Origin of the sequence: Acinetobacter sp. BMW17 (assembly GCF_001592855.1) — a bacterium.
GTDB classification, from domain to species: domain Bacteria; phylum Pseudomonadota; class Gammaproteobacteria; order Pseudomonadales; family Moraxellaceae; genus Acinetobacter; species Acinetobacter johnsonii.
Genome location: NZ_LSOD01000030.1, coordinates 30,246 through 53,619, shown reverse-complemented (window position 1 = coordinate 53,619; position 23,374 = coordinate 30,246). Strand labels below are relative to the sequence as shown.

Annotated in this window: 21 protein-coding genes; 10 read left to right on the top strand and 11 right to left on the bottom strand. The window is 41.6% G+C overall.

What is annotated here, in order from left to right; genetic code table 11:
• The first annotated feature begins 14 nt into the window (after positions 1-14).
• Complete coding sequence (locus AXW61_RS09645; RefSeq protein ID WP_062034152.1) at positions 15-824, top strand: tetratricopeptide repeat protein; 810 nt, start codon at positions 15-17, stop codon at positions 822-824.
• A gap of 41 nt (positions 825-865) precedes the next feature.
• On the opposite strand, the gene AXW61_RS09640 is transcribed toward AXW61_RS09645, so the two are convergent.
• From AXW61_RS09640 to AXW61_RS09630, 3 genes are all read right to left on the bottom strand, one after another.
• Complete coding sequence (locus AXW61_RS09640) at positions 866-1,789, bottom strand: AEC family transporter (protein WP_062034151.1); 924 nt, start codon at positions 1,787-1,789, stop codon at positions 866-868.
• Positions 1,790-1,889: 100 nt separating this feature from the next.
• The gene (locus AXW61_RS09635; RefSeq protein ID WP_062034150.1) at positions 1,890-3,005 is read right to left on the bottom strand and encodes an NADH:flavin oxidoreductase/NADH oxidase; all 1,116 of its coding nucleotides are present in this window, start codon (positions 3,003-3,005) and stop codon (positions 1,890-1,892) included.
• Between the two features lie 108 nt (positions 3,006-3,113).
• The gene (locus AXW61_RS09630) at positions 3,114-4,394 is read right to left on the bottom strand and encodes a carbohydrate porin (RefSeq protein ID WP_062034149.1); all 1,281 of its coding nucleotides are present in this window, start codon (positions 4,392-4,394) and stop codon (positions 3,114-3,116) included.
• A 353-nt stretch (positions 4,395-4,747) separates the two neighbouring features.
• Here AXW61_RS09630 and mutM point away from each other — a divergent pair, with 353 nt between their 5' ends.
• From mutM to AXW61_RS09615, 3 genes are read left to right on the top strand one after another with little or no spacing between them, the layout of a single operon-like run.
• Positions 4,748-5,602: a bifunctional DNA-formamidopyrimidine glycosylase/DNA-(apurinic or apyrimidinic site) lyase gene (gene mutM, locus AXW61_RS09625; RefSeq protein WP_062034148.1), complete on the top strand. Its 855-nt coding sequence runs from the start codon at positions 4,748-4,750 to the stop codon at positions 5,600-5,602.
• Positions 5,599-5,889 (top strand): peptidylprolyl isomerase, encoded by a 291-nt coding sequence (locus AXW61_RS09620; RefSeq protein ID WP_062034147.1) that lies wholly within the window; start codon positions 5,599-5,601, stop codon positions 5,887-5,889. Before mutM ends, AXW61_RS09620 begins: the two co-directional genes overlap by 4 nt.
• Positions 5,886-6,314, top strand: coding sequence for a hypothetical protein (locus AXW61_RS09615; protein WP_062034146.1), 429 nt, complete (start codon positions 5,886-5,888; stop codon positions 6,312-6,314). The genes AXW61_RS09620 and AXW61_RS09615 overlap by 4 nt, the downstream gene beginning before the upstream one ends.
• Before the next feature lies 1 nt (position 6,315).
• Here AXW61_RS09615 and AXW61_RS09610 read toward each other — a convergent pair whose 3' ends face one another.
• From AXW61_RS09610 to typA, 3 genes are all read right to left on the bottom strand, one after another.
• Positions 6,316-6,651 carry a gamma-glutamylcyclotransferase family protein gene (locus tag AXW61_RS09610; protein WP_062034145.1) on the bottom strand — a complete coding sequence of 112 codons (336 nt, stop codon included), beginning with the start codon at positions 6,649-6,651 and terminating at the stop codon, positions 6,316-6,318.
• A 127-nt stretch (positions 6,652-6,778) separates the two neighbouring features.
• On the bottom strand, positions 6,779-7,213 hold the full coding sequence (gene mscL, locus AXW61_RS09605; RefSeq protein ID WP_062034144.1) for a large conductance mechanosensitive channel protein MscL: 435 nt from the start codon (positions 7,211-7,213) through the stop codon (positions 6,779-6,781).
• Positions 7,214-7,414: 201 nt separating this feature from the next.
• Entirely contained in the window at positions 7,415-9,253 is a 1,839-nt protein-coding gene (typA, locus tag AXW61_RS09600) for a translational GTPase TypA (protein ID WP_010327435.1), read from the bottom strand.
• 171 nt (positions 9,254-9,424) lie between these two features.
• Here typA and AXW61_RS09595 point away from each other — a divergent pair, with 171 nt between their 5' ends.
• The 3 genes from AXW61_RS09595 (at position 9,425) to AXW61_RS09585 (ending at position 13,361) form a co-directional block, all read left to right on the top strand.
• Positions 9,425-10,795: a uracil-xanthine permease family protein gene (locus tag AXW61_RS09595; RefSeq protein ID WP_062034143.1), complete on the top strand. Its 1,371-nt coding sequence runs from the start codon at positions 9,425-9,427 to the stop codon at positions 10,793-10,795.
• 67 nt (positions 10,796-10,862) lie between these two features.
• The gene (locus tag AXW61_RS09590) at positions 10,863-11,888 is read left to right on the top strand and encodes a class I SAM-dependent methyltransferase (RefSeq protein WP_062034142.1); all 1,026 of its coding nucleotides are present in this window, start codon (positions 10,863-10,865) and stop codon (positions 11,886-11,888) included.
• 9 nt (positions 11,889-11,897) lie between these two features.
• Positions 11,898-13,361, top strand: a complete 1,464-nt coding sequence (locus tag AXW61_RS09585) for an amino acid permease (RefSeq protein WP_062034141.1) — start codon at positions 11,898-11,900, stop codon at positions 13,359-13,361.
• A 688-nt stretch (positions 13,362-14,049) separates the two neighbouring features.
• Here the strand turns inward: AXW61_RS09585 and omp38 are convergent.
• Entirely contained in the window at positions 14,050-15,066 is a 1,017-nt protein-coding gene (omp38, locus tag AXW61_RS09580) for an outer membrane protein Omp38 (RefSeq protein ID WP_062034140.1), read from the bottom strand.
• A gap of 375 nt (positions 15,067-15,441) precedes the next feature.
• On the opposite strand from omp38, the gene AXW61_RS09575 reads away from it, so the two are divergent.
• The 3 genes from AXW61_RS09575 (at position 15,442) to AXW61_RS09565 (ending at position 17,878) form a co-directional block, all read left to right on the top strand.
• Positions 15,442-15,966, top strand: coding sequence for a GspH/FimT family protein (locus tag AXW61_RS09575; protein ID WP_062034139.1), 525 nt, complete (start codon positions 15,442-15,444; stop codon positions 15,964-15,966).
• 100 nt (positions 15,967-16,066) lie between these two features.
• Entirely contained in the window at positions 16,067-17,242 is a 1,176-nt protein-coding gene (locus AXW61_RS09570) for an acetyl-CoA C-acyltransferase (protein WP_062034138.1), read from the top strand.
• Positions 17,243-17,425: 183 nt separating this feature from the next.
• Positions 17,426-17,878 (top strand): VOC family protein, encoded by a 453-nt coding sequence (locus AXW61_RS09565; protein WP_062034137.1) that lies wholly within the window; start codon positions 17,426-17,428, stop codon positions 17,876-17,878.
• Positions 17,879-17,892: 14 nt separating this feature from the next.
• Here the strand turns inward: AXW61_RS09565 and AXW61_RS09560 are convergent, their stop codons facing one another.
• The 4 genes from AXW61_RS09560 to AXW61_RS09545 form a co-directional block, all read right to left on the bottom strand.
• Entirely contained in the window at positions 17,893-18,246 is a 354-nt protein-coding gene (locus AXW61_RS09560) for an SMR family transporter (RefSeq protein WP_058870222.1), read from the bottom strand.
• A gap of 103 nt (positions 18,247-18,349) precedes the next feature.
• Positions 18,350-18,835, bottom strand: a complete 486-nt coding sequence (locus AXW61_RS09555; protein WP_062034136.1) for a DUF934 domain-containing protein — start codon at positions 18,833-18,835, stop codon at positions 18,350-18,352.
• Positions 18,828-20,471, bottom strand: coding sequence for a nitrite/sulfite reductase (locus AXW61_RS09550; protein WP_062034135.1), 1,644 nt, complete (start codon positions 20,469-20,471; stop codon positions 18,828-18,830). Before AXW61_RS09550 ends, AXW61_RS09555 begins: the two co-directional genes overlap by 8 nt.
• Before the next feature lie 381 nt (positions 20,472-20,852).
• Positions 20,853-23,255, bottom strand: coding sequence for a glucose/quinate/shikimate family membrane-bound PQQ-dependent dehydrogenase (locus AXW61_RS09545; RefSeq protein WP_062034134.1), 2,403 nt, complete (start codon positions 23,253-23,255; stop codon positions 20,853-20,855).
• Between the last annotated feature and the right edge of the window lie 119 nt (positions 23,256-23,374).

Sequence of the window (23,374 nt, the reverse complement as noted above, 5' to 3'; positions counted from 1 at the left end):
AAGGTTTATAAAACATGAAGAAAATCGTACTTGCAAGCTTAATTGCACTCTCTAGCCAGCTTGCACTTGCAGCCTCCACTCAAGATACCATCACCCCCGAATTTGCCAAGATTGAAGAAATGGTTAAAGCCAACAATATGGCGGGGGCATATCAAGCGTTAGAAAAACTGGCAAAGTTTGGCAACCCACAAGCCATGTACAACTTGGCTTATTTGACTCAGACTGGCCAAGGCACAGCGAAGAATGAGAAGAAAGCCATTCAGCTCTATCAAGATGCTGCAAACAAAGGCTACCCTGTTGCGCATTATGTGCTTGCGAAAAACTATGTCACGGGTACTTTAGGCTTGCCTCAAGACATTAACAAAGCCAAACAACACTTTGAAGCCGCATCTAAACTAGGCTTTGATGATGCAACCGTTGAATATGCCGTGCTGTTATTTTCTGAAAATAAACCAGAATCTGAAAAGTTAGCCCTTAAGAAACTTGAGCCTTTGGTAAAAAAAGGCAACTATCAAGCCATTCATGCACAAGCCCTGTACGACATCAGCACAGGCTTTAAAAACAAACAAGAAGCACCCATTCAAAAAGGCCTCAACAGCATTCAAGACTTAGCCAAAAAAGGCTATATTCCTGCCCTGATGGCCGTAGGCAATATGTTTACTAATGGCAATATCATTCCGCAGAACTTGCCTGAAGCGAAGAAAATTTTCACCGCTTTAGCCAAGGAAAATGTGCCACAGGCCAAAGAGTCTTTGGCGATGGTTGATAAAATGATTGCCGATCAAGCCAAAGCTCCTGCTGCAACAGCTGCGGTCAAAAAATAAATAGCTTCTTCAAAAAATACTCTCAATTGAGAGTATTTTTTTCACCACCAAAGACCAATCAATACACTAACCACCACAAAACTCAATAGCGTGCTGATCATCAGTGGAGTGAGTGCTTTTTCATTCAAACCATACACTTGCCCAAAAATTCCAAATAGAGACGGCATCGGCAAAGCCGCAATCAAGGTCCCTGCATAAATCATCTTTGGGTCCAATGCAGTCAAATAGGTCAACCCTAAATAGACCAAGAGTGGCATACAAATATTTTTAGACACCACCAGATAAACCGTTTGCAGGTTAAAAGACTGAATAGTGAGACCCACCATTCCCCCACCAATAATAAAGAGCGCTAAAGGTGCAGCAGTCTGGCCTAACATCGCAAACACTTGGTCGATTAAATGTGGAATTTGAATTTCGAAAATCGCACAACTCATACCAAGCATCACCGACAAAAACAGTGGATTTTTAAGTAGCGTAAGAAATGTAGTTTTTAAAATGGAGGCTAAATTGGCCTGTCTTTGTCGCCCTATTTCTGCCAGCGTGAGCATCAATGGAACCAAAAATACACTTTCAATGATCACCACCAATGAAATGTAAATCATCGCTTCACTTCCCATCAGCAGCGTCAAAATCGCTGCTCCCAATAACCCCGTATTGGACATGGATGCACCCAGTGAAAAAACTGCGGCGTGGGTAAAGTGATTCTTAAACAGCTTTTGACCTAAAATAAAAGCCGTAATAAATAAGCCAAAGGTCACAGCGGCATAAACATAAAAATATGACGGATACCAAATTTCATGCAAATCTTTTGAAGCTAAGGCATGCAACAATAAAGCAGGTAACGCAATTTTGATGACAAAAGTACTGATTGCAGTCATTTGCTCTTTAGCGAGCAACTGGATTTTGACAGAGGCAAAACCGAGAAAGAGCAGGAAAAAAACTGGAAAAATTACCGAAAAAATCATTCAAGCTGTTCCTTTTCCAGATGATGTAAGTAAAGACCTATCCTAGGATACACCTTTACTCAGTTGAAATATTTTAAAAGACCAATTGGCGAATATGTGATTAAAACGCAGAAAATAAATCTTTGATCCCGTGTGGCTGACACCGTAAATACTGCGGTGCGATAGAGACTTTCCCACCCAGTTCTGCGGCTGCATGCCACGGCCATCGTGGGTCATACAACATGGCACGCGCAAGACCAATAGCATCGGCTTCTTTTGCTTCTAAAATATGTTCAGCCTGCTTGGCTTCTGTAATCAAGCCCACCGCAATGACTGGAATTTTCACCGCTTGTTTCACTGCATGGGCAAAAGGCACTTGATATTTGGCCTTAATCTGAATGTCTTGTTCCACATGCAAGCCACCACTTGAAACATGAATATAAGCCGCACCGAGTTGCTCCAATGCTTTCGACAGCCCAACCGTTGAATCAATATCCCAACTTTCTGTTGCAGTCGACTCCATCCAGTCGGTAGCAGATAAACGTATACCCACGGGATAGTTTTCAGGAACAGCTTGTTTAATGGCTTGGAACACTTCTAAGGTAAATCGAATGCGGTTTTCAAAACTTCCGCCATATTCATCGGTACGTCGGTTCGAAAGCGGTGACATGAATTGATGCAACAAATAGCCATGGGCTGCATGTAGTTCGATCAGCTCAAAACCTGCATCTACAGCGCGTACTGCAGCACTAGCAAAGTCATCGATGATGTCTTGCATCTCCGTCACACTCAAAGCATGTGGTGCGTGCTCTTCGGGCTTAAAGGGCACATCACTGGCAGACACCGTTTGCCAACCATGCGGTTCATTCGGTTTGATCTGACCTTTTCCCGACCAAGGTCGGTCGGTCGATGCTTTACGCCCTGCATGTGCCAGTTGGATGGCAAAAGGCATTGGAGAGAGTGTTTTGACTTTTTGAAGCAAGACCTTCATTTGTGCACGTTGCAAATCATTCCACAGCCCTAAATCCGCAAAACTGATTCGTCCCACAGCTTGTACGGCTGTCGCTTCAATAATACATAATCCCGCACCAGACAAAGCATAATTGGCCCATTGTTGCTCATGCCAATAGCTCAGCTCACCCGCATCATTGGCTGAGTATTGGCACATCGGTGCAATCACGATTTTATTTGTTAAGTTTAGATCCCCAAATTGAATGGGTTGAAATAATAATGGCATCATAGCTCTCCCTGTACTCATTATGATCTATAACAAATAAAGTGCCTTGCATTCAACGCTAAAAGTGCAAATCTGCTGTCAAACCTTTGCACTTTTATAGCTATCCATTTAAAAAATAATGCGGCTTCCAAGCCCCAAGACCAGTGCATTATCCACCACATGGCTTGAACCTGAGTTGACCACATACTGAATGTTGGGACGTAACATTAACCACGGCGTAGCGTTATAGCTATAGTTCAGTTCAATATTGTATTCCGCGCTCGCATCATACTGTGCTTTACCCGCAGTGAATCGATCATTTAGGTGTACTCGATTCACACCCAAACCTAGAATATCCGTCGGATGCTGTTCAAATACCCCAATATATTTCAGCCCCACTTGTTGTGAGTTATCTACTTTATTAGTAATGCGGTCATGCCATGTAAAGTTGGCAAAACTATGCAAACCTTGGCGCCCTGCACCCGTTGAAGTCAGTTGCTGTTCGATGACAAGCCATCCTGCAAATGTCCGGTCTTCGCCAACCACACCTTTGCCATAAGCCACGTCATATTGGTTATTCGGATCATCTGCGGTGTTATAAATCCCACCAACCCGATAGCTCCCCGCCAAACCATTGAACAGTGCTTTCGGTGTCCAAATCACTTCCACAGGAATAGTCACACCATCGGCATGCTCTGTGTCTAGGCTCCAACCTTGTCCTTCGGCTTTTCCATTGCCATTATCTGGATTGAATTCATAAACACCCACTTGAGTTGTCACTTCAGGGGTCAGTTGGTACTTAATACGACCACCCCATTGTGAAACCGGCGTATTCATCCAGATATTACCCTGCCATTTCCCCATTTGCGCGGCACAAAAGGCATTACTGACAAAATCACACGCCATCACATCAAAATCAGAACCCAAACCCAGTCGCCCAACTTTGACACTGAGCCCTTGTTCTTTAAATCGCTTTTCAATCGAAAGCTCAGATAAACGGCTGTCTTGGTTTCCACGGCCATAGGTGGCTTGCACATTGGCTAATTGCGGTGCAGAAGGATCTTGCAAATCTCGAATTGAGGTACTTTGTCCTTGACGCGCAGTCGCAACAAAACGAATGGTGACCCCTTCCCAGCCGGCTAGCTTTTCTAAATCAAATTGTGTACCTAACCAAAACTGCGAAGCGGTACTTGGGCTTGCACCTGCATTATGCCCGCCATCCGCCAAATAGTTGGTATCTGTTAAAGCATTGGCTTCAAACTTAATGCCTTTTTGCGCCAATTCAGTTCGTTTTCCCTGCCAGTCACCAAACAAATACTGACCCTGTACATCTAACATCTGCTCCGCATGACTCACTGTCGCCCAGGCACACATTGCTGTTGCAAATAAAGAGAAAGAAAACTGTCGCATAAAACCCAAGCCCCAAACTAAAATGAAGAACAATCCATTTCATTTAAATGAAAAATTTAATGAAAAGTACATAATTTTTAAACAAAGATCTCAGCAAAATTTTTATCATTAAGTCAAAAAAAAGTTATCAATATTGCCCACAGCTATAAATAGAAGATTGGGTTTGGGTGATTCATGACAGTTTTCACTCAATTCAAGAGTGTAATTTAAGGAGGATGATTCCTGATCACAACAGACAACCCCGCAGTTTAGCTTTGTACAAATGCGCTAAAAGCAAGTCCCTGACTGAAATCACTTGCAATCTTGCGTGTACACCGCAATATTAGCCTCAAGTTTTATCGTCTCATGTTGCCATGCCAGAATTACCTGAAGTTGAAACCACCAAAGCCAGTTTAGCGCCGTTATTAGATCAACAAGTGCTCAGTGCTGAAGTTCGCCAGTCGAGCCTGCGCTGGCCGATTCCCACCGATCTCAACAAACTGGTGGGACAGCGTTTAATTCAACTCAAACGCCGCTCTAAATACATTCTGGCCGTTTTTGAACAAGACACTATGCTTTGGCATTTGGGCATGTCAGGGAGTTTCCGTATTTGTGAGGTCGGTGAAACCCTGCGTAAACACGATCATTTGATTATTCGTTTTGAAGATGTCGAGCTACGCTATCATGACCCGCGCCGCTTCGGCTGTATTTTATGGCTGGATGAATATTCGCAAACCAAGTTAATCGATACCCTTGGGCCTGAACCGCTGAGTGCTGATTTTAACGCTGAATATTTAAGTCAAAAGTTAAAAAGCAAACAGGTCGGCATAAAAGTTGCAGTCATGGATAACCATGTGGTGGTTGGTGTCGGAAATATCTATGCCACAGAGAGTTTGTTTAATTTGGGCATACACCCTGCGCAAGTGGCGTCTAGTTTAACACCCAGCCAAATTGAAAAATTGGTGGTCGAGATTAAACGTATTTTGCAGCAGGCCATCGATTTAGGTGGTTCTACCCTGCGGGACTATTCCAATGCGATGGGTGAAAATGGCTACTTTCAACAAACCTTATTGGCTTATGGCCGAGCAGGTGAAATGTGTGTGAACTGCGAAACCACGCTTGAAAACATCAAACTGGGACAGCGTGCTTCTGTGTTTTGTCCCGAATGCCAACCGCTGAAAAAAGTGCAACCTAAGCCCAAAGCCACAGTTCGAGGAAAAATCAAATGAAAACTGCTATTGTTCGTCATATTTTGGTCAAAGACAAAGACCTCGCTGAACAACTGAAAAAGAAAATCCACGATGGTGCCGATTTCGCCAAAATTGCCAAGCAATATTCCACCTGTAACTCAGCTAAGCGCGGTGGTGAACTGGGTGAAGTCAAAAAAGGCCAATTGGTGCCTGTAATTGATAAATTGGTTTTTAGTGCAGCTGAAAAGGTACTACATGGCCCCATCAAGAGCCAATTTGGTTTTCATTTACTAGAAATTAAATTTCGTATGGATGGCTTAAGATGATTAAACAAGATGGTATTAAGCTTACAAAAATTGAATATCGAACACTCAATTCAAAAGCACAAGAAACATATAATTTCCATAAAATGGCAGCGATACTAGCAGATTATGGCTACAACTGTCTTTGGCTTAATGACGACTGGAATGGCGCAGATTGTATTGCTGTTCATATTGATGGTATTTCAGATTTTAAAATTCAGCTAAAGGGCAGTATTTCCTTTGCACGAAAATATTGGGCAAAGAATATCTATATTGCCTTTTTTGAACAAGGTGATTTATATATTTACCCTCATGACTATATATTAGTACAAGTAGAAAATAATATTGCAGATAAGACATGGTTGGGAAAAGGGACATATTTCCAAACTAAAATTACCAAAAAATTTAGAGAAATTCTTGAGCCTTATAAAGTTCCTAAAGTAAACTAGTTCATCGTTGCTTTGGTTTCATCTCATAAGTCCACGCATCAACAAGTTCACCAGAGGCTAACACTCCCTGCACCTTTACCCGTTGGTACTGTATCCCTTCAAATTCATCCAACGCATCCCAATGTTCGGTTAATTTTTCACTGCTAAAAAAATATCCTTCAACTGCTGCTGCTTGCGGATCTAAAACAATGGCGAATAAGCCTTTGTCAGGTCCCCAATCCAAAATATGCACCACGCCATGCACATAGCCTTTTTGCCATGTTCCACCTATACGCTCTAAAAGATGGGCATTTTCATGATTTGGACGGAGCGTCCCATAGACAAATAATTGGTTCATATGGCATCACCACAGCTATTCAATCAGCGCGCATCATAAAACCAAAACTGTACAAAAACCAGTCTTCGGATAAGTCTCAGACATAAAAAAACGGCACTTGATGTGCCATTTTATTTTAACGGTTCGATTACTGACGTTTTTTCAATTCATCACGAATTTCACGTAGCAACGCGATATCTTCTGGCGTTACTGCTGGTTCTGGCGCTACTTCTTCTTGTTTACGGCGCATACGATTAATCATTTTCACCATTAAGAACACCACCCATGCCAAAATGATGAAGTTAATTAAAATCGTAAGGAAGTTACCATAGGTCAGGACATTTACACCTGCTTTGGTTAACTCATCTAAAGACTGTAAATTGTTTGGGTTATCGCCCAAAACAAAGAACTTTTGTGTGAAATCCACACCACCGCCAGTGATCACAGTAATCAATGGCATGATGATATCTTTCACTAATGAGTCAACAATTTTACCAAATGCCCCACCAATAATCACACCGACAGCCAAGTCGATCATGTTGCCTTTTACCGCAAATTCGCGGAACTCTTGAATAATACTCATTTAAATCTCCAGTTTTTTTTGAATTTAATTTATGTGACGAAGTATACATTAATTTTATAGCTTCATTTCCACGTAATTTACTCGGAAATCATCTGCTTTTATATATTGGTTTGCTAATTTTAAACAAAAAAATGCCATCAATAAATTGATGGCATTTTTAAATTTTGCTGCCCCGCATGAGGACAACATCATTTTTAAAACTTATTTACCAGAACGGTTACGTTTACGTTCGTTTTCAGTCAAGTAACGCTTACGGATACGGATTGACTTAGGTGTTACTTCAACTAATTCATCATCTTCAATGAATTCAAGCGCTTGTTCAAGCGTATATTCAACAGCAGGAACAAGAGTCAACGCATCATCAGTACCAGAAGCACGTACGTTTGTTAACTGTTTTGCTTTAGTTGGGTTAACTGTCATGTCATCTGAACGAGAGTTAATACCAATGATCATACCTTCGTAAACTTCTAACTGAGGTTTAGCAAATAGACGACCACGGTCCTGCAATGTGAACAATGCATAGCCAAGGCAAGTACCTTGAACCATAGAAATCAACACACCGTTTTGACGTTTCGCAACAGTACCTTGTTTCATTGGACCGTAATGCGAGAAGCTTGAAGTCATGATTCCTGTACCAGAAGTCATGGTCAAGAATTCTGAACGGAAACCAATTAAGCCACGTGAAGGAACAGTTGCTTCAATACGGATACGGCCTTTACCGTCAACTTCCATATTCGTCATTTCGCCTTTACGGTGACCCATTTGTTCCATTACAGAACCTTGGTGCTGTTCTTCAACGTCAAATGTTACGTTTTCATATGGCTCTTGCTTTTCGCCATCAACTTCTTTCAAGATTACTTGTGGACGAGATACGCCCATCTCGAAGCCTTCACGACGCATGTTTTCAATAAGAACTGAAAGGTGGAGTTCACCACGACCTGATACTTTAAAGCTATCAGGACTATCAGTATCTTCAACACGAAGTGCAACGTTATGAATTAATTCGCGGTCAAGACGTTCACGAATATTACGTGAAGTAACAAATTTACCTTCTTTACCAGCAAACGGAGAGTTGTTTACTTGGAAAGTCATCGTTACTGTAGGTTCATCTACAGACAATGCTGGTAAAGCTTCAACATTTTTAGGATCACAAATGGTGTCAGAAATATGAAGTTCATCAATACCTGTGATACACACGATATCGCCTGCTTGAGCAGATTCAACATCAACACGTTCTAAACCATGGTAACCCATGATTTTTAAGATACGACCATTACGTGTCTTACCGTCTTTATCAATCACAGTTACTGGTGTGTTTAATTTTACAGAACCACGTTGAATACGACCAACACCGATAACACCTACGAAGCTGTTATAGTCAAGTGATGAAATCTGCATTTGGAATGGACCATCAACATCGACTGCTGGTGGTTCAACAATGTCTACGATGGTTTGGAACAATGGCGTCATATCTTCAGCAAGTTCTTCTGGAGATGGACCAGCAACACCACGAAGACCTGAAGCGTAAACAACTGGGAAGTCTAACTGTTCGTCAGAGCCACCAAGGTTATCAAATAAATCAAAAACTTGGTCAATTACCCAATCTGGACGCGCGCTTGGCTTGTCGACTTTGTTGATAATTACGATTGGCTTCAAACCACGTGCGAACGCTTTTTGCGTTACGAAACGAGTTTGTGGCATTGGGCCTTCTTGAGAGTCAACAAGAAGAAGTACACAGTCAACCATCGACATTACACGTTCAACTTCACCACCGAAGTCTGCGTGTCCTGGGGTGTCGACGATGTTAATACGGTATTCTGTATTGGTACGTGCATCTAACCATTTGATTGCAGTGTTTTTTGCAAGAATGGTAATACCACGTTCACTTTCAATCGCGCCTGAATCCATGACACGCTCAATCTCGCCTGCACGATCGCCAAGTGCACCTGATTGCTGTAAAAGTTTGTCTACTAGAGTGGTTTTACCGTGGTCAACGTGCGCAATGATGGCAATGTTGCGGAGAGTTTTGATATCTGACATGTAAATTCGATACGCCTAAAGTTTGAGGGCAAATTATACAGAAAAATAATAGAATTTAGTAGTGACAGTTTATTGACAGACTCATTTTTTTTGATAAGTGGTGTGTAATTAATTTTGTAAAGCTGTGTAAAGCGATTAGAATAGCGCCACCTTGCTAACACCCTTTGACATATGTCTGATCAAAATCTCTCTCCCAATCAAACAGATCAACTCGATTTGGTCTATGGTTTAAACGACCGCCCTCGCCCAATCATTGCTTTTCTTGCTGCCTTTCAACATCTCCTTGCAATTATTGTCCCAATTGTTACCCCAGGCTTACTTATCTGCCTAGCGCTTGGTGTGTCGAAAGAAGACACCAACATGATTTTATCCATGTCTTTGGTCATTTCAGGGATTGCAACCTTCTTACAATGTAAAAAAGTTGGACCTTTTGGTGCAGGCTTATTGATTGTTCAGGGCACCAGTTTTAACTTTATCGGCCCGATTATTGGAATCGGCTCTGCCATGGTTGCTGCAGGTACTCCAGTAGAATCCGTCATGGCTGCAATTTTTGGTGTGGTAATCGCAGGTTCATTTATTGAAATGGGCGTGTCACGTATTCTGCCTTGGGTGAAAATGCTCATTACCCCATTGGTCACAGGCATTGTGGTGTTATTGATTGGTTTGACGCTCATTAAAGAAGGTCTGATCAGCATGGGTGGTGGCTATCAAGCCATGTCAAACAATACCTTTGCGAATGCAGACAACTTAATCATGTCGTGTACAGTGCTAGCACTGATCATTATATTGAACCGTATTCGTATTACTTGGGTGAAAAGCTCGGCTATTTTAATCGCACTGATTGTCGGTTATGTATTGGCAGGGTTTATGGGGCATCTCGACTTTTCCGGTCTTCAGGATGCACCTCTGGTTCAAATTCCAGCCCCAATGCACTTTGGTTTAGACTTCTCTTGGAGTTTGTTTATTCCAATGGCCTTTATTTACCTTGTGACCTCTTTAGAGGCGATTGGTGATATAACAGCAACCTCTAAACTCTCGAACCAACCTGTCGATGGTGCAACTTGGATGGAGCGTATTAAAGGCGGTGTCTTGGTGAATGGTGCAAACTCTTTCCTTGCTGGTATTTTCAATACCTTTCCTAGTTCGGTCTTTGCACAAAACAATGGCGTGATTCAACTCACTGGCGTTGCGAGCCGTTATGTCGGCATTTGGATTGCTGCGTTATTGGTGATTTTGGGTTTACTCCCTGCTGTTGCAGGGGTGATTCAGGCAGTCCCTCAAGCTGTTTTAGGCGGCGCTGTAATGGTGATGTTTGGAGCTGTTGCCGCTTCGGGAATTAACATTCTGTCAGGTATTCATCTTGACCGCCGCGCACTACTGATTATTGCCATTTCATTGGCGCTTGGCTTGGGTGTTGCACAAGTTCCACAAATTTTGGAACACTTACCTGAATTATTCCGTAACATCTTTAGCTCGGGTGTTGCGACAGGTGGTATTGCAGCCTTGTTATTAAATATTATTCTTCCTGAAACGAAAAAATAATTGTTCATTTCAGTATGCACTTTGCCCAGCACTGTCTGGGCATCGTTTTTACAATGGAGTATATAAAATGGATCCACGAAGTGAAGTTGTTCTTCGCCAGCAGGAATTTCTCTCTGGTTCAGTTTTACTGGTCAATGCACCGTGTGACGAATTAAACACACAGCTAATTGGTACTGTAGAACCACATTTTTGGACATGGAATTTTAACGAATTACAATATTTCCAAAACCAACAAAGTGATGTGCATTTTGGTACAGATTTGCCTGATGTCGCTTTTGATCAAGCCATCGTGTTTGTTCCAAAGTCAAAAGAACTACTCAATTATGTCCTACACCAACTGGTGAGTCGTTTGGCCGTAGGTGCATCGATCTTTTTAGTCGGTGAAAAGAAAGGCGGTGTAGAACGCGCTTCTAAACAGCTGCAATCTTTTGGTAAAACCCTCAAATTAGACAGCGCTCGACATTGTCAAATGTGGCAGTTAGTCACCGAAAAAACCGTAACCGCAAAACCTTTGGCCGATTGGGCACAACTCTATACCGTGCCAACACCAAAAGGTGAATTACAGATTTGCGCATTACCGGGTGTGTTTAGTCAAAATCGTCTAGACGTGGGCACAGCTGTGTTATTGCCTCACCTTTCACAGGTCACTTCTGGAAAAATTGCAGACTTTGGCTGTGGTGCAGGTGTAATCAGTGCTTATTTGGCCAAGTTAAATCCGAAAAATCGCATTTTTGCACTGGATGTCGATGCCTTTGCATTGGCTTCAACAAAAATGACTTTTGAGAAAAATAACCTTTTACCAGAACAACTTGAGATTAAGGCGGTACACGGAATTGAGGATGCTCCTCTGTTTTTACACGCAATCGTCAGTAATCCCCCATTCCATCAAGGCATTCATACAGATTACAATGCCAGCGAAAATTTATGCAAAACATCCCGTCGCCATCTTAAATCGGATGGCGAGTTGTGGATTGTTGCCAACCGCTTTCTGAATTATCCATTACTCATTGAGCAAAGTTTTGGCCAATGTACAACCAAAGCCGATCAACAAGGCTTTAAAGTGCTGTTTGCTAGCACACAAAAGAAATCTTAAGGAACAATGATGAGCGAAACGACTCAACCAGCTCAACTCAAGCGGAAGCTTGGAGCTCGCCATCTGAATATGATCGCCATTGGTGGTTCAATTGGTACAGGTTTATTCCTTGCCTCAGGTGCAACCATTGCAAATGCTGGCCCTGGCGGGGCGTTATTGGCCTACTGCTTAATTGGTGTGATGATTTACTTTCTCATGACCAGTCTGGGTGAGTTGGCAACACATAACCCAACATCCGGTGCATTTTTTACCTATGGCACCAAGTATGTTGAAGGTGGTTTTGGTTTCGCCCTTGGCTGGAACTATTGGTATAACTGGGCCATTACGGTTGCATTTGAATTGGTTGCAGTCCAATTCATTATGAAATTCTGGTTTCCCGACCTACCTGGTTTCTACTGGAGTGCTCTCTTCCTAGCCGTTGTCTTTGGGATCAATGCACTGACAGTCAAAGGCTTTGGTGAAAGTGAGTTCTTCTTCTCCTTGGTTAAAGTTCTTGCCATCATTGTATTTATCATCATTGGTATTTTCATGATCGCTAAAATCATGATGACGCCAGGTGTCGCAACTTTTGCCAACTGGACCAAAGGTGAAGCACCCTTCGTTGGTGGCTTATCGGCACTGATTGGTGTCGCGATGATTGCAGGATTCTCGTTTCAAGGTACCGAAATGGTCGGTGTTGCTGCAGGTGAATCAAAAGATCCGCAAAAGACGATTCCGATTGCCATCAAACAGATTTTTTGGCGCATTCTACTGTTTTATGTAGTGTGTATTTTCATTATCGGCACACTCATTTCATATGATGATCCACTTCTGCTACAAGCAGCTTCATCAGAGAATATTGCACTCTCTCCATTTACCTTACTCTATGAAAAAGCTGGGTTTGCCTTTGCTGCCAGCGTGATGAATGCTGTGATTTTAACTGCGATTCTATCGGCAGGTAACTCAGGGATGTATTCATCGACGCGTATGCTGTTCAATATGGCTCAAAATGGCAGTGCACCTAAAGTGTTTGCCAAATTAGACCCACGCGGCGTACCCATGAATGCACTTTATGCGACAACCGCAATTGCTGCACTTTGCTTCTTAACTACTTTCATTGGTGAAGAACAAGTTTTCAACTGGTTGCTTAACATGTCGGGTATGTGTGGCTTTATCGTTTGGTTAGGGATTGCTGTTTCACACTATCGTTTCCGTAAAGGCTATGTTGCCCAAGGGTATAAGGTTGAAGACTTAGCTTATCGTGCAAAATTCTTCCCCTTTGCACCGTGGTTTGCCTTTATTCTATGTGCGATTGTTGTTTTAGGTCAAAACTACCGAGCAGTACTTGATGGCGAATGGCTCTCTGTTTTATCGACCTATATTGGTATTTTCTTATTCTTGGTGATTTGGCTAGGCTATAAATGGAAATACAAAACCAAACTGGTTTCTTATCAAGAGATGGATGTCAGTCCAATGAATCCTGATCGCGAATAAAATCCATTCATAATAAAAGACAGCCTTCGGGCTGTTTTTTATTGCCCTCATTTCATTTTTTATTCTTTCATTCAAAACATAAAAAATTAATAAATAAAGTAATTTTCAATAAGACAGTTCAATTATTGACGTCACATAAAAGCGATACCTATGATTCGGATCTAGCCTAAAATTAGTTAATATTCTTCGATCAATATCGGCTCACTTGTGCGATGAACAATTAACATATTGAGGCAGTAAAAAGGCATATTTGATTTAGCCTCTCAATTCACACAGCCATAACTAAATGTTACGGATCATTGAGCACTGATCTCGATCTAATTTTTAGACAGACAATAAAGTAACTTCAAATTATCCCAAGCTAGAAATGTTATCTCATTGGCAAACAAACCCATGTAAAAGTAGATAACTAAGAATCCCCATTCACTCTAAAAGCAAAGTTATTATGATGTCGTGAAAAATTAGTATATGAAACTACCCTTTTCATTCTTCTTATATTCATCCTCTAAAATGAAATACTTCTAACTGTGTCTTATGTCCTATGCGTAAATAACCATGACCAACGTAAGCCTTAAAGACTTTTACATTGAGCTTGAGTTTATTTTCAACGATGTGAGTTAACATAAATTTCATTATTTTAGACATAAAAAAACGACTCCGAAGAGTCGTTTTTTAGTTAAAACTCAGATTATTGAGCTTGAACTGTACGGCTGCCAGAAATTGTCGCGAATACACGACGGTTCATAGCACGACCTTCTTTAGTGTTGTTGTCAGCAATCGGTTGGTCCCAAGCGAAACCTTGAGTAGACAAACGAGCTGGGTCAACGTTGTATTCGTTTACTAGAGACGATTTAACAGAGTTAGCACGAGCTAAAGATAAACGTTCGTTCAATGCACGTGGACCAGTGTTGTCTGTGTGACCTTCGATGCGAGCAGTAGCGTTTGGATATTCAACTAACTTCTCAGCAACTTTAGCGATTTCTGGCTTGTATTGGTCTTTGATGTTTGATTTGTTTGTATCAAAGAACACACGAAGTTCCATGTTAAGGTCTTCAGTTAACTCTTGTGGTTGAACTGGAGCAACTGGCTCAACTGGAGCAACTTCTACTACTGGAGCAGCAGGTTTCAAGTGACCACCAAGAACTACGTTAAGACCAGCAAGTGCTGTGTAGTTCCAGAAGTCTTCATCGATGTTGTAAGTAGCACGAGCTTCAGTACGTAGAGATAAGGCATCGTTTAAGCGCCAGAAAGCACCAAAACCAGCATTACCTAGGGTACCTTCATCATCAGGTAGCAAACCATCATAATCATATTTGTAGTGACCAGCACCTAAAAGTACGTATGGCTTGATTTTGCTGTCATAGTTTTTAGTGATCAAATCAGAAGTAACATAGAAGTTACCATTGATTTGGGTTTGCTTATATTCACCATATGTTTCAACGCTATCTTCAATATCACCTTTTACTTGGTTGTATTCAGCTTCGAAACCTAACCAAGGAGTCAATTCAACACCAATAGCTGCACCAACAAATAAATCATCTTTTAATTCAGCTGATTCTTCATAAAGATGATCTTCGTAGCTGTTATTGTGTTTAGTGTCTTGCCAAGTATAACCAAGCATTAAAGGAGTAATAGTTACGCCCGCGTTTGCAGCAGCTAAAGGAGCAGCTACGAGCATTGCTAATGCAATACGACTCATTTTCATGGATTTATCCTCCAGAGATAACAATTGTTTTTCAAGCTTAAGCTTAAAATTATTTAACCATTCTGAGATAGGCTTTTTTATACCCCAGTTTTATTTTTAAGCTATTCGCAATGAATCATACAAACACTTTATTTTTTTTCCAAGTGCTTGATAACTTTAATCAAGTAAATTATTGACAAAATTACTTACAATTTCCGTTGTAATTCGGTAATTTTTTACTCAATTTTTACTTGCGAATAGCTTATTTTCACTTGTATTACATTTTAACAGTTTTTTAAACAAGTTGAGTACTACTAATTATGTATAAAATTTGTTTGATAAACAAAGCTTTAATAAATAAAAAATAGCTCTATAACAACAAAACTGGATAACCATATGTTTTTTATCAATAAAAAAGGGTTCACTTTATTCGAACTCATGATCACTATTAGCATTATTCTGATCATTTGTACAATCGCACTTCCTCACTTTCATCAGTATATGGCCTCACAAGAGCGCAGCAAAACACTGAATACATTACGAAATAGTATTCAGGCAGCCAAAAATATGGCCAACCTGCAACGTCAAAATATCACCATTTGCCCAAGTCAAGACCTCGTTCAATGCCAAAATCATCAGTGGAACATGGGCTTTATTGTATTTATCGATAATAATAAAAACCGACAAGTAGATACCAATGAAACGATTATTCGGACAGAACAACAGCAGCTTAAATATGGCAATCTTGATTGGCGTGGCGCACTCAGTCTTCCATCTTTAAGCTTTAAAGCTGAAAATGGTCTCCCCCTTGGCTCAAATGGAACCTTCTATTACTGCTCTATACAAAGTCAGGATCACTTTAAACTGGTCATGAGCAAAATGGGTCAGACCCGAACAGAACTCATCAATACTTGTAACTAGACCCATGAGTCCATAATCACGTTTTCAGCTTTTCTCTCTAGCAAATTTGCATATACTGCTTAAGTTTCCAACAAAACGCATAAGTGATTCGGAGAAGAAAATGGCAGACATCGTAATTGTGAATGGTGCTCGTACGGCAATGGGCGGTTTTCAAGGCAGTTTAGCCAGTGTAACCGCGCCTGAACTCGGTGCTGTGACAATTAAAGAAGCAATTTCTCGTGCTGGCCTACACGCAAACGATGTAGAAGAAGTAATCATGGGGTGTGTTCTACCTGCGGGATTAAAGCAAGGTCCAGCGCGTCAAGCGATGCGCCAAGCAGGTTTACCTGATTCAACAGGTGCTGTGACCATCAATAAATTATGTGGTTCTGGCATGAAAGCGGTAATGCAAGCTGCAGATATGATCAAAGCAGGTTCGGCAAATATCGTAGTTGCAGGTGGCATGGAGTCGATGACCAATGCTCCTTATGTTTTAACCAAAGCACGCGCAGGCTACCGTATGGGGCATGGCGATGTTAAAGACCACATGTTCCTTGATGGCTTAGAAGATGCAGAAACAGGTCGATTAATGGGTTCTTTTGCACAAGATATGGCCAATACCCGTGGCTATACGCGTGAGCAAATGGATGCCTTCGCGATTCGCTCTTTAGAACGCGCACAAACAGCGGTCAACGAAGGTTACTTTGCCGATGAAATCGTGCCTGTGACAGTTTCATCTCGCAAAGGTGATGTTGTCGTTGATAAAGATGAACAACCATTCAATGCCAATATTGCAAAAATTCCAAGCCTTCGCCCTGCTTTTGCTAAAGATGGCACCATCACTGCAGCAAATGCAAGCTCAATCTCAGATGGCGCATCCGCACTAGTTTTAACGTCAGCAGAAAATGCATCGAACAAAGGTTTAACACCATTAGCGAAAATTGTGGCTTATGCATCCAATTCACAGCATCCATCAGAGTTCACCATTGCACCAGTCGGTGCAATTGAAAAAGTGCTTAAGAAAACAGGTTGGAATGCACAGGACGTAGATCTTTGGGAAATCAATGAAGCTTTTGCGATGGTGACCATGTGTCCAATCGATGACTTCAAACTTGATCCTGCAAAAGTGAACATCAATGGTGGAGCTTGCGCATTGGGTCACCCTGTCGGTTCAACCGGTTCACGTATTATCCTGACTTTGATTCATGCGCTTAAACGCACAGGTGGTAAAAAAGGGATTGCAGCACTCTGCATCGGTGGTGGTGAAGCAACTGCTGTAGCGATTGAATTACTTTAAGATTCAAGCAACTTTCTTTTATTGACATATTTTATACAATGAAAGACTGGCTGATTAGCTGATATAAAAGCGACATTTATGAAAATCCCTCGACTGCGAGGGATTTTTTATTACAAGATTGTATTAGGGTCGATCTTAACGACTTGTTAAAATAACGACGAAAAAAACAACAAGGATAAGACAATGCAACTGAATCACTACCTCAACTTTGATGGTCAAACTGAAGCCGCTTTTAATTTTTACAAGTCTGTCTTTGGTGGAGAGTTTGCAACGTTCATGCGTTATGGAGACTTACCTTCAGATGAAAGTTCAGTTACCCTTTCCGACGCTGACCAACAAAAAATCATGCATGTTTCGCTTCCCATCAATGCCAGCACGATTCTGATGGCTTCGGATACCAATGATCAGTTTTGTGCCCAAACCAATACTGTTTTTACTGTAGGCAACAACCACTATATTTCCATTAACTTAGATGCCCATGAACAAGCCGATGCAAAACGCTTATTTGATGCACTTTCAGCCAATGGAAAAATAGAGATGCCTCTAGAGAAAACATTTTGGGGCGCACTCTATGGTGCATTTACCGATCAATTTGGAGTGAAGTGGATGGTGAATTGCCAATTAGAAGAAGGATAAAATGCATCTTCTTTTTAAACATCAATATTTGAGAATTGCGCAATAATAGTGAGCCCCAAGGTAATAAAACCGATACCGAGCCATCCAGCCAAATCGATGTTCTGCCCTAAAAATGCTTTAGCAAGAAGTGCTGTGGCAATGACACCAATGCCAGACCACAGCACATATAAAATTCCCGCTTGCATAAATTTTAAGGCATAGGCGGCACACGCAAAAGAAATCATGTAAAGCACCAGTGCAATACCTTGATCCAATTTATTGACCAAGCCATTACCTTTTGCGGAATAAAAAGTCGAAAGCACATCTGTAGCAATAGCAATAAGTAACCAAATGACACCGGGATTAATTTTTGCAAAAAGTGCCATCATGTCCATTTTACCTGCTTCTTTTTCTTCAATTTGTTCATCAAAAATGCTGCGTATAAATACAAAAAAGCTGGACCAAAGTCCAGCTTTTTATTCACTTGAAAATTTAAGCGCCCGTTTGATAACTGGCTTGTGCAACGGCTGTTGATGCTTGATATGGATTTCTAAAATCATTTAAACCCGCAGCAGCTTCAAGAATGTCTTTACCTTCTTTAATAACAAAGGTATCAAAGCCTGAACGTTTCATGTAATTCAAGACATCTTTAAACACATCACCTGTTGCGCGTAGTTCACCTTGGAAACCTTGGCGACGTAATAGCGCTGCAAATGAATAGCCACGACCATCGTTAAAGCCCGCAAAATCAATAAAGATGGCATCTAACTGATCTAAAGGGAACTCATGCGTTTCAGGAGAAGCATCGACTGTAACCAGTAGTGCTTTTTTACCCGAAACTTCAGCTAATTGATCTAACTGCTCAACCGTTAAAACCACATCACCTTGCGGTAAAACACCATCTTCACCAATCACTTGATAAGTATTGTCTGCAATCGAACCATCTTTAGAGAGGACTTGTAGTGCTGTATTAAGCATATGCACGCTCCTTAAAGGGTTGAATGCCTACACGGCGATAAGTATCAATGAATTCTTCACCCTCAGCACGAAGGTCAAGATAGGTATTTAAAATTTCTTCAACAATGTCTGGCACAACTTCAGCTGCAAATGATGGGCCTAAAATGTCACCAATTGAAGCATCATGATCAGCATTACCACCCAAAGTGATTTGGTAGAATTCAGCGCCTTTTTTGTCTACACCTAGAATACCAATGTTGCCCACATGGTGATGACCACATGCATTCATACAACCTGAAATATTCAGATCCAGTTTGCCAAGGTTATAAATGGTATCTAAGTCATCAAAACGACGTGAAATCGCTTCTGAAATAGGAATTGATTTCGCATTTGCCAGTGAACAGAAGTCACCGCCTGGGCAGCAAATAATGTCGGTTAAGAAACCAATGTGCGCACGAGCTAAATTGTTTTTCTCAAGAATAGTCCACAATTCAAACAAATCTTTCTGCGGAACATCCACCAAAGAAATATTTTGCTCATGCGTGGTCCGCAGTTCACCAAAGGTGTATTTGTCTGCAAGGTCTGCAATCAAATTCATCTCTTCCGTGGTCACGTCACCCGGTGCAATACCCGTACGTTTCAACGAAATCGTTACAATACGGTAGCCCTTCACTTTGTGAGCATTGGTGTTGATATTGAACCACTGTTTGAATTTTGGATGCGCAGCAAACTGTTCAGAAAAATCTTCATCTGCATAATCTTGATAATCAAACGGTATAAATTCTTCGTCTAATTTCTGCAAAATTTCAGGCTGAATTTTTAAAGTTTTAATGGTGTGCTCAAACTCAGCTTCGACTTTCTCAGCAAAAACTTGAGGCGTCAACGCTTTCACCAAAATCTTAATACGTGCTTTGTATTTGTTATCACGACGACCGTGTAAGTTATAAACACGCAGTACGGCTTCTAAGTAAGCAATCAGGTCTTCACGTGGCAAGAAGTCACGAATGAAACTACCAATCACAGGGGTACGACCTAAGCCACCACCGACTTTAATTTTATAGCCAATTTCGCCCGCTTCATTTTTAACGATATACACCCCAATATCATGGAATGATGTCGCTGCACGATCAGTTTCTTCAAGTGCTGATACAGCAATCTTGAACTTACGTGGCAAGAAGGCAAATTCTGGATGGAAGGTTGACCATTGACGGATCAATTCACACGTTGGACGTGGGTCAGCCACTTCACCAGCAACCACACCTGCATATTGGTCTGTAGTCGTGTTACGAATACAGTTACCCGAAGTTTGGATCGCATGCATTTGTACAGAAGCTAGCTCTTGAAGCATGTCTGGAACATTTTCTAGCGCAGGCCAGTTAAACTGAATATTCTGACGCGTTGAAACGTGTGCATAACCACGGTCAAACTCAGTTGCAAGTTGTGCAACTTTGCGCAATTGCGTTGAGTTCATTAAGCCATAAGGCACAGCAATACGTAACATTGGCGCATAGCGTTGTACATAGAGACCGTTTTGAAGACGTAATGGGCGGTACTCATCTTCAGTGAGTTTTCCAGCTAAATAACGTTCCGTTTGGTCACGGAACTGTGCAACACGTTCATTGATCAGTTGCTGATCGAAATCAGTATATAAATACATGGCGTACAGCTAGTAGTTTCATTATAACGGCTGACAGCATAACGAGATTTAAACTATCAACAAAATGCGTTTTTTACATATTTCATAGCTGTTTTATTGATAAGGATAAGTAGATGTACTGTTTGTCCCTAATCCTAAAGGTTTTTTCTGATTAAAGTATTTTTTATTAGATACTTATACATTATTCAGCTAACTCCGTTCAGCCTATCACATACACACTAACCCATTCATTGCTATCACGTGAATTTTAAACTCGGCTTATCTGGGTAGAACTCAATTTTTCTATTCTTTCCTCCTCGTCACTTTGCCCTTTTAAACCAACTTCACATAAAAATAGCCTGACGAATCAGGCTATTTGAAAGTTTAAATGACTACAGCAGATTATTTTGCATCGGGTAAGGCATATGCCACCAAAGCATCTCCCATCTTGGTCCCAAATGAACCATGACCACCCGCCATAATGACCACATACTGTTTACCATTGGCTTCATAGGTCATTGGTGTAGCTTGACCGCCTGCTGGTAGACGACCTTTCCAAAGTTCATCACCATTGGTCACGTTGATAGCACGGATATAATTATCTTGCGTACCACCGACAAACATCACATTCCCCGCAGTTGAGATTGAACCACCAAGCATAGGCACCCCCATTTTAAATGGTGGTAATTGAATCCCCGGTAAGCTGTCACGGATTGTACCAATACGACGTTTCCATGCAACTTCGTGAGTATTTAAATCCACACCCGCCACAAAGCCCCAAGCAGGCTGTTTACATGGCAAACCAAATGGAGACAAGAACGCACTGATCTCTACACCGTAAGGCACACCATACATCGGTTGTACACCCGCTTCGGTGCCTGCACCTTTGGCTGTTTTCGGACGGTTTGGATCGGCTGGAATGAGTCGAGAAACAAACGGTAAACCGATTGGGTTCATCACCGCGATTTGACGATCAGGGTTAACGGACATACCGCCCCATTCAAATACACCCAAGTTGCCTGGGAAAACTAAAGTTCCATTTTCTGAAGGTGGGGTATAAATACCGTCATAGTTCAGTTTGTGGAAAGACACACGGCACATCAACTGGTCAAACATGGTTGCACCCCACATTTGCTTATCCGTCAGTTTCTCTTTTGGCGCAAGGTCAAAGTCAGAGAAAGGTTGTGTCGCAGAGTAACGCTCACCTTTGGTTTGCGGCCCACGTTTCACTGTTTGTGGTACAGGTTTTTCCGTAATTGGAACAATGGCTGCACCAGTACGACGGTCTAGAACAAAGGCGTTGCCCGTTTTCGTTAATACGTAAATGGCAGGAACCATTTTGCCTGACTTATCTTTAATATCCGTCAATGTCGGCTGTGATGGTACATCCATATCCCACAAATCATGATGCGTGGTTTGGAAGTTCCACACCAACTTACCTGTTGAAGCATTCAGTGCCAGCATTGAGTTAGCATAACGCTCATGCAACTCAGTACGGTTACCGCCCCAAATATCTGGCGTACCCACACCCGTTGGAATGTAAACCATATCCAAGGCTGCATCATAGGCTAATGGTGCCCATGCATTCGGTGAGTTTTGAACATACTTTTGACCCGGAGCTGGAATCGCATTTGGATCTTCTGCACCTGTGTCAAATACCCACAACAATGCACCGGTATTCACATCATAACCACGGATCACACCGGAAGGTTCTTCAGTTGAATAGTTATCTGTGGTTGAACCCGCAATAATAATAGTCGTTCCTGTGACCACAGGTGGCGACGTTGGGATATAACCACCTGGATAAGGGAATGGCATATCTTTTTGTAAGTCAACTTCACCATTTTTACCAAAGTCCGTACAACGCTCACCAGTGTCAGCATTGATGGCAACCAAACGGCCATCATTCACAGGTAAAATTACTTTACGTGGACATAGCTCAGACGATGACTTTTTATGCTGCAAGCTGACTTCAAAACCAGCCGTGTTGTTCGCGTCATAATAAGACACACCACGACAGGTTAAATGCTGAAAAGTATTGTCCGCTTTGAGCTTAGGATCAAAAGTCCATTTCGCCTTACCCGTAGCTGGGTCAAGTGCAACCAGTTTTTGGTGTGTGGTACAGATATACATATTGTCCCCAACTTTAATTGGGGTGACCTGATTGGTGGTTTCACCAGAGTCATTTTCTGTTTTAAAGTCGCCTGTGTTATAGGTCCAAGCGACTTTTAAATCTTTAACATTCTCAGAATTAATTTGCGTTAAAGGAGAATAGCGCAAGCCAGATTGAGTACGACCATAAGCAGGCCAGTCGCCATCAGCAACACCCGGAATGGACTGCGCGGTTGCAGGCTGCTTGCTGCTTAGTTCACCTCGAATTTCTTGAGGGTCATTAAATACAGCATAGATCATCACTGCAATAGTAATTGCCAATGAACCTGTTAAAACCAGTTTTGCACTTTTAGCGTTGTCAAAGCCACGTGTGACCGCTGGAATGAGTAGCCATAAGCCAAATAAACCAAGGATATCTAAACGTGGCGCCAAGGCAAAGAAGTCTGAACCCACTTCCCATAAGCCCCAAACCACCGTACCCAAGACCAGCAACGCATAAACGATTAATGCCGTACTTTTTAATTTTTGCAGTAGAACTGCAGTCGCGATGAAGAGTAAACCTGCAATGATGTAGTACCAAGACCCACCAAGTACTGCAAGATAAACCCCTCCTATCAGCAGGACTAAACCAAAGATTACAGCAATCACAGCTGTAAAAGTTTTAAGCCCTGAACCTGAAGACGGAGTACTCATATTGACCACCTTTTTCTTAGATTCTGTTAAAAGCTCATATCGTTTTAATATCGATATGAGCACCTAGACAGTTTTTAGATTTTAAGTATCTGTCCGAACGACTTATTTCGAACAGTTTT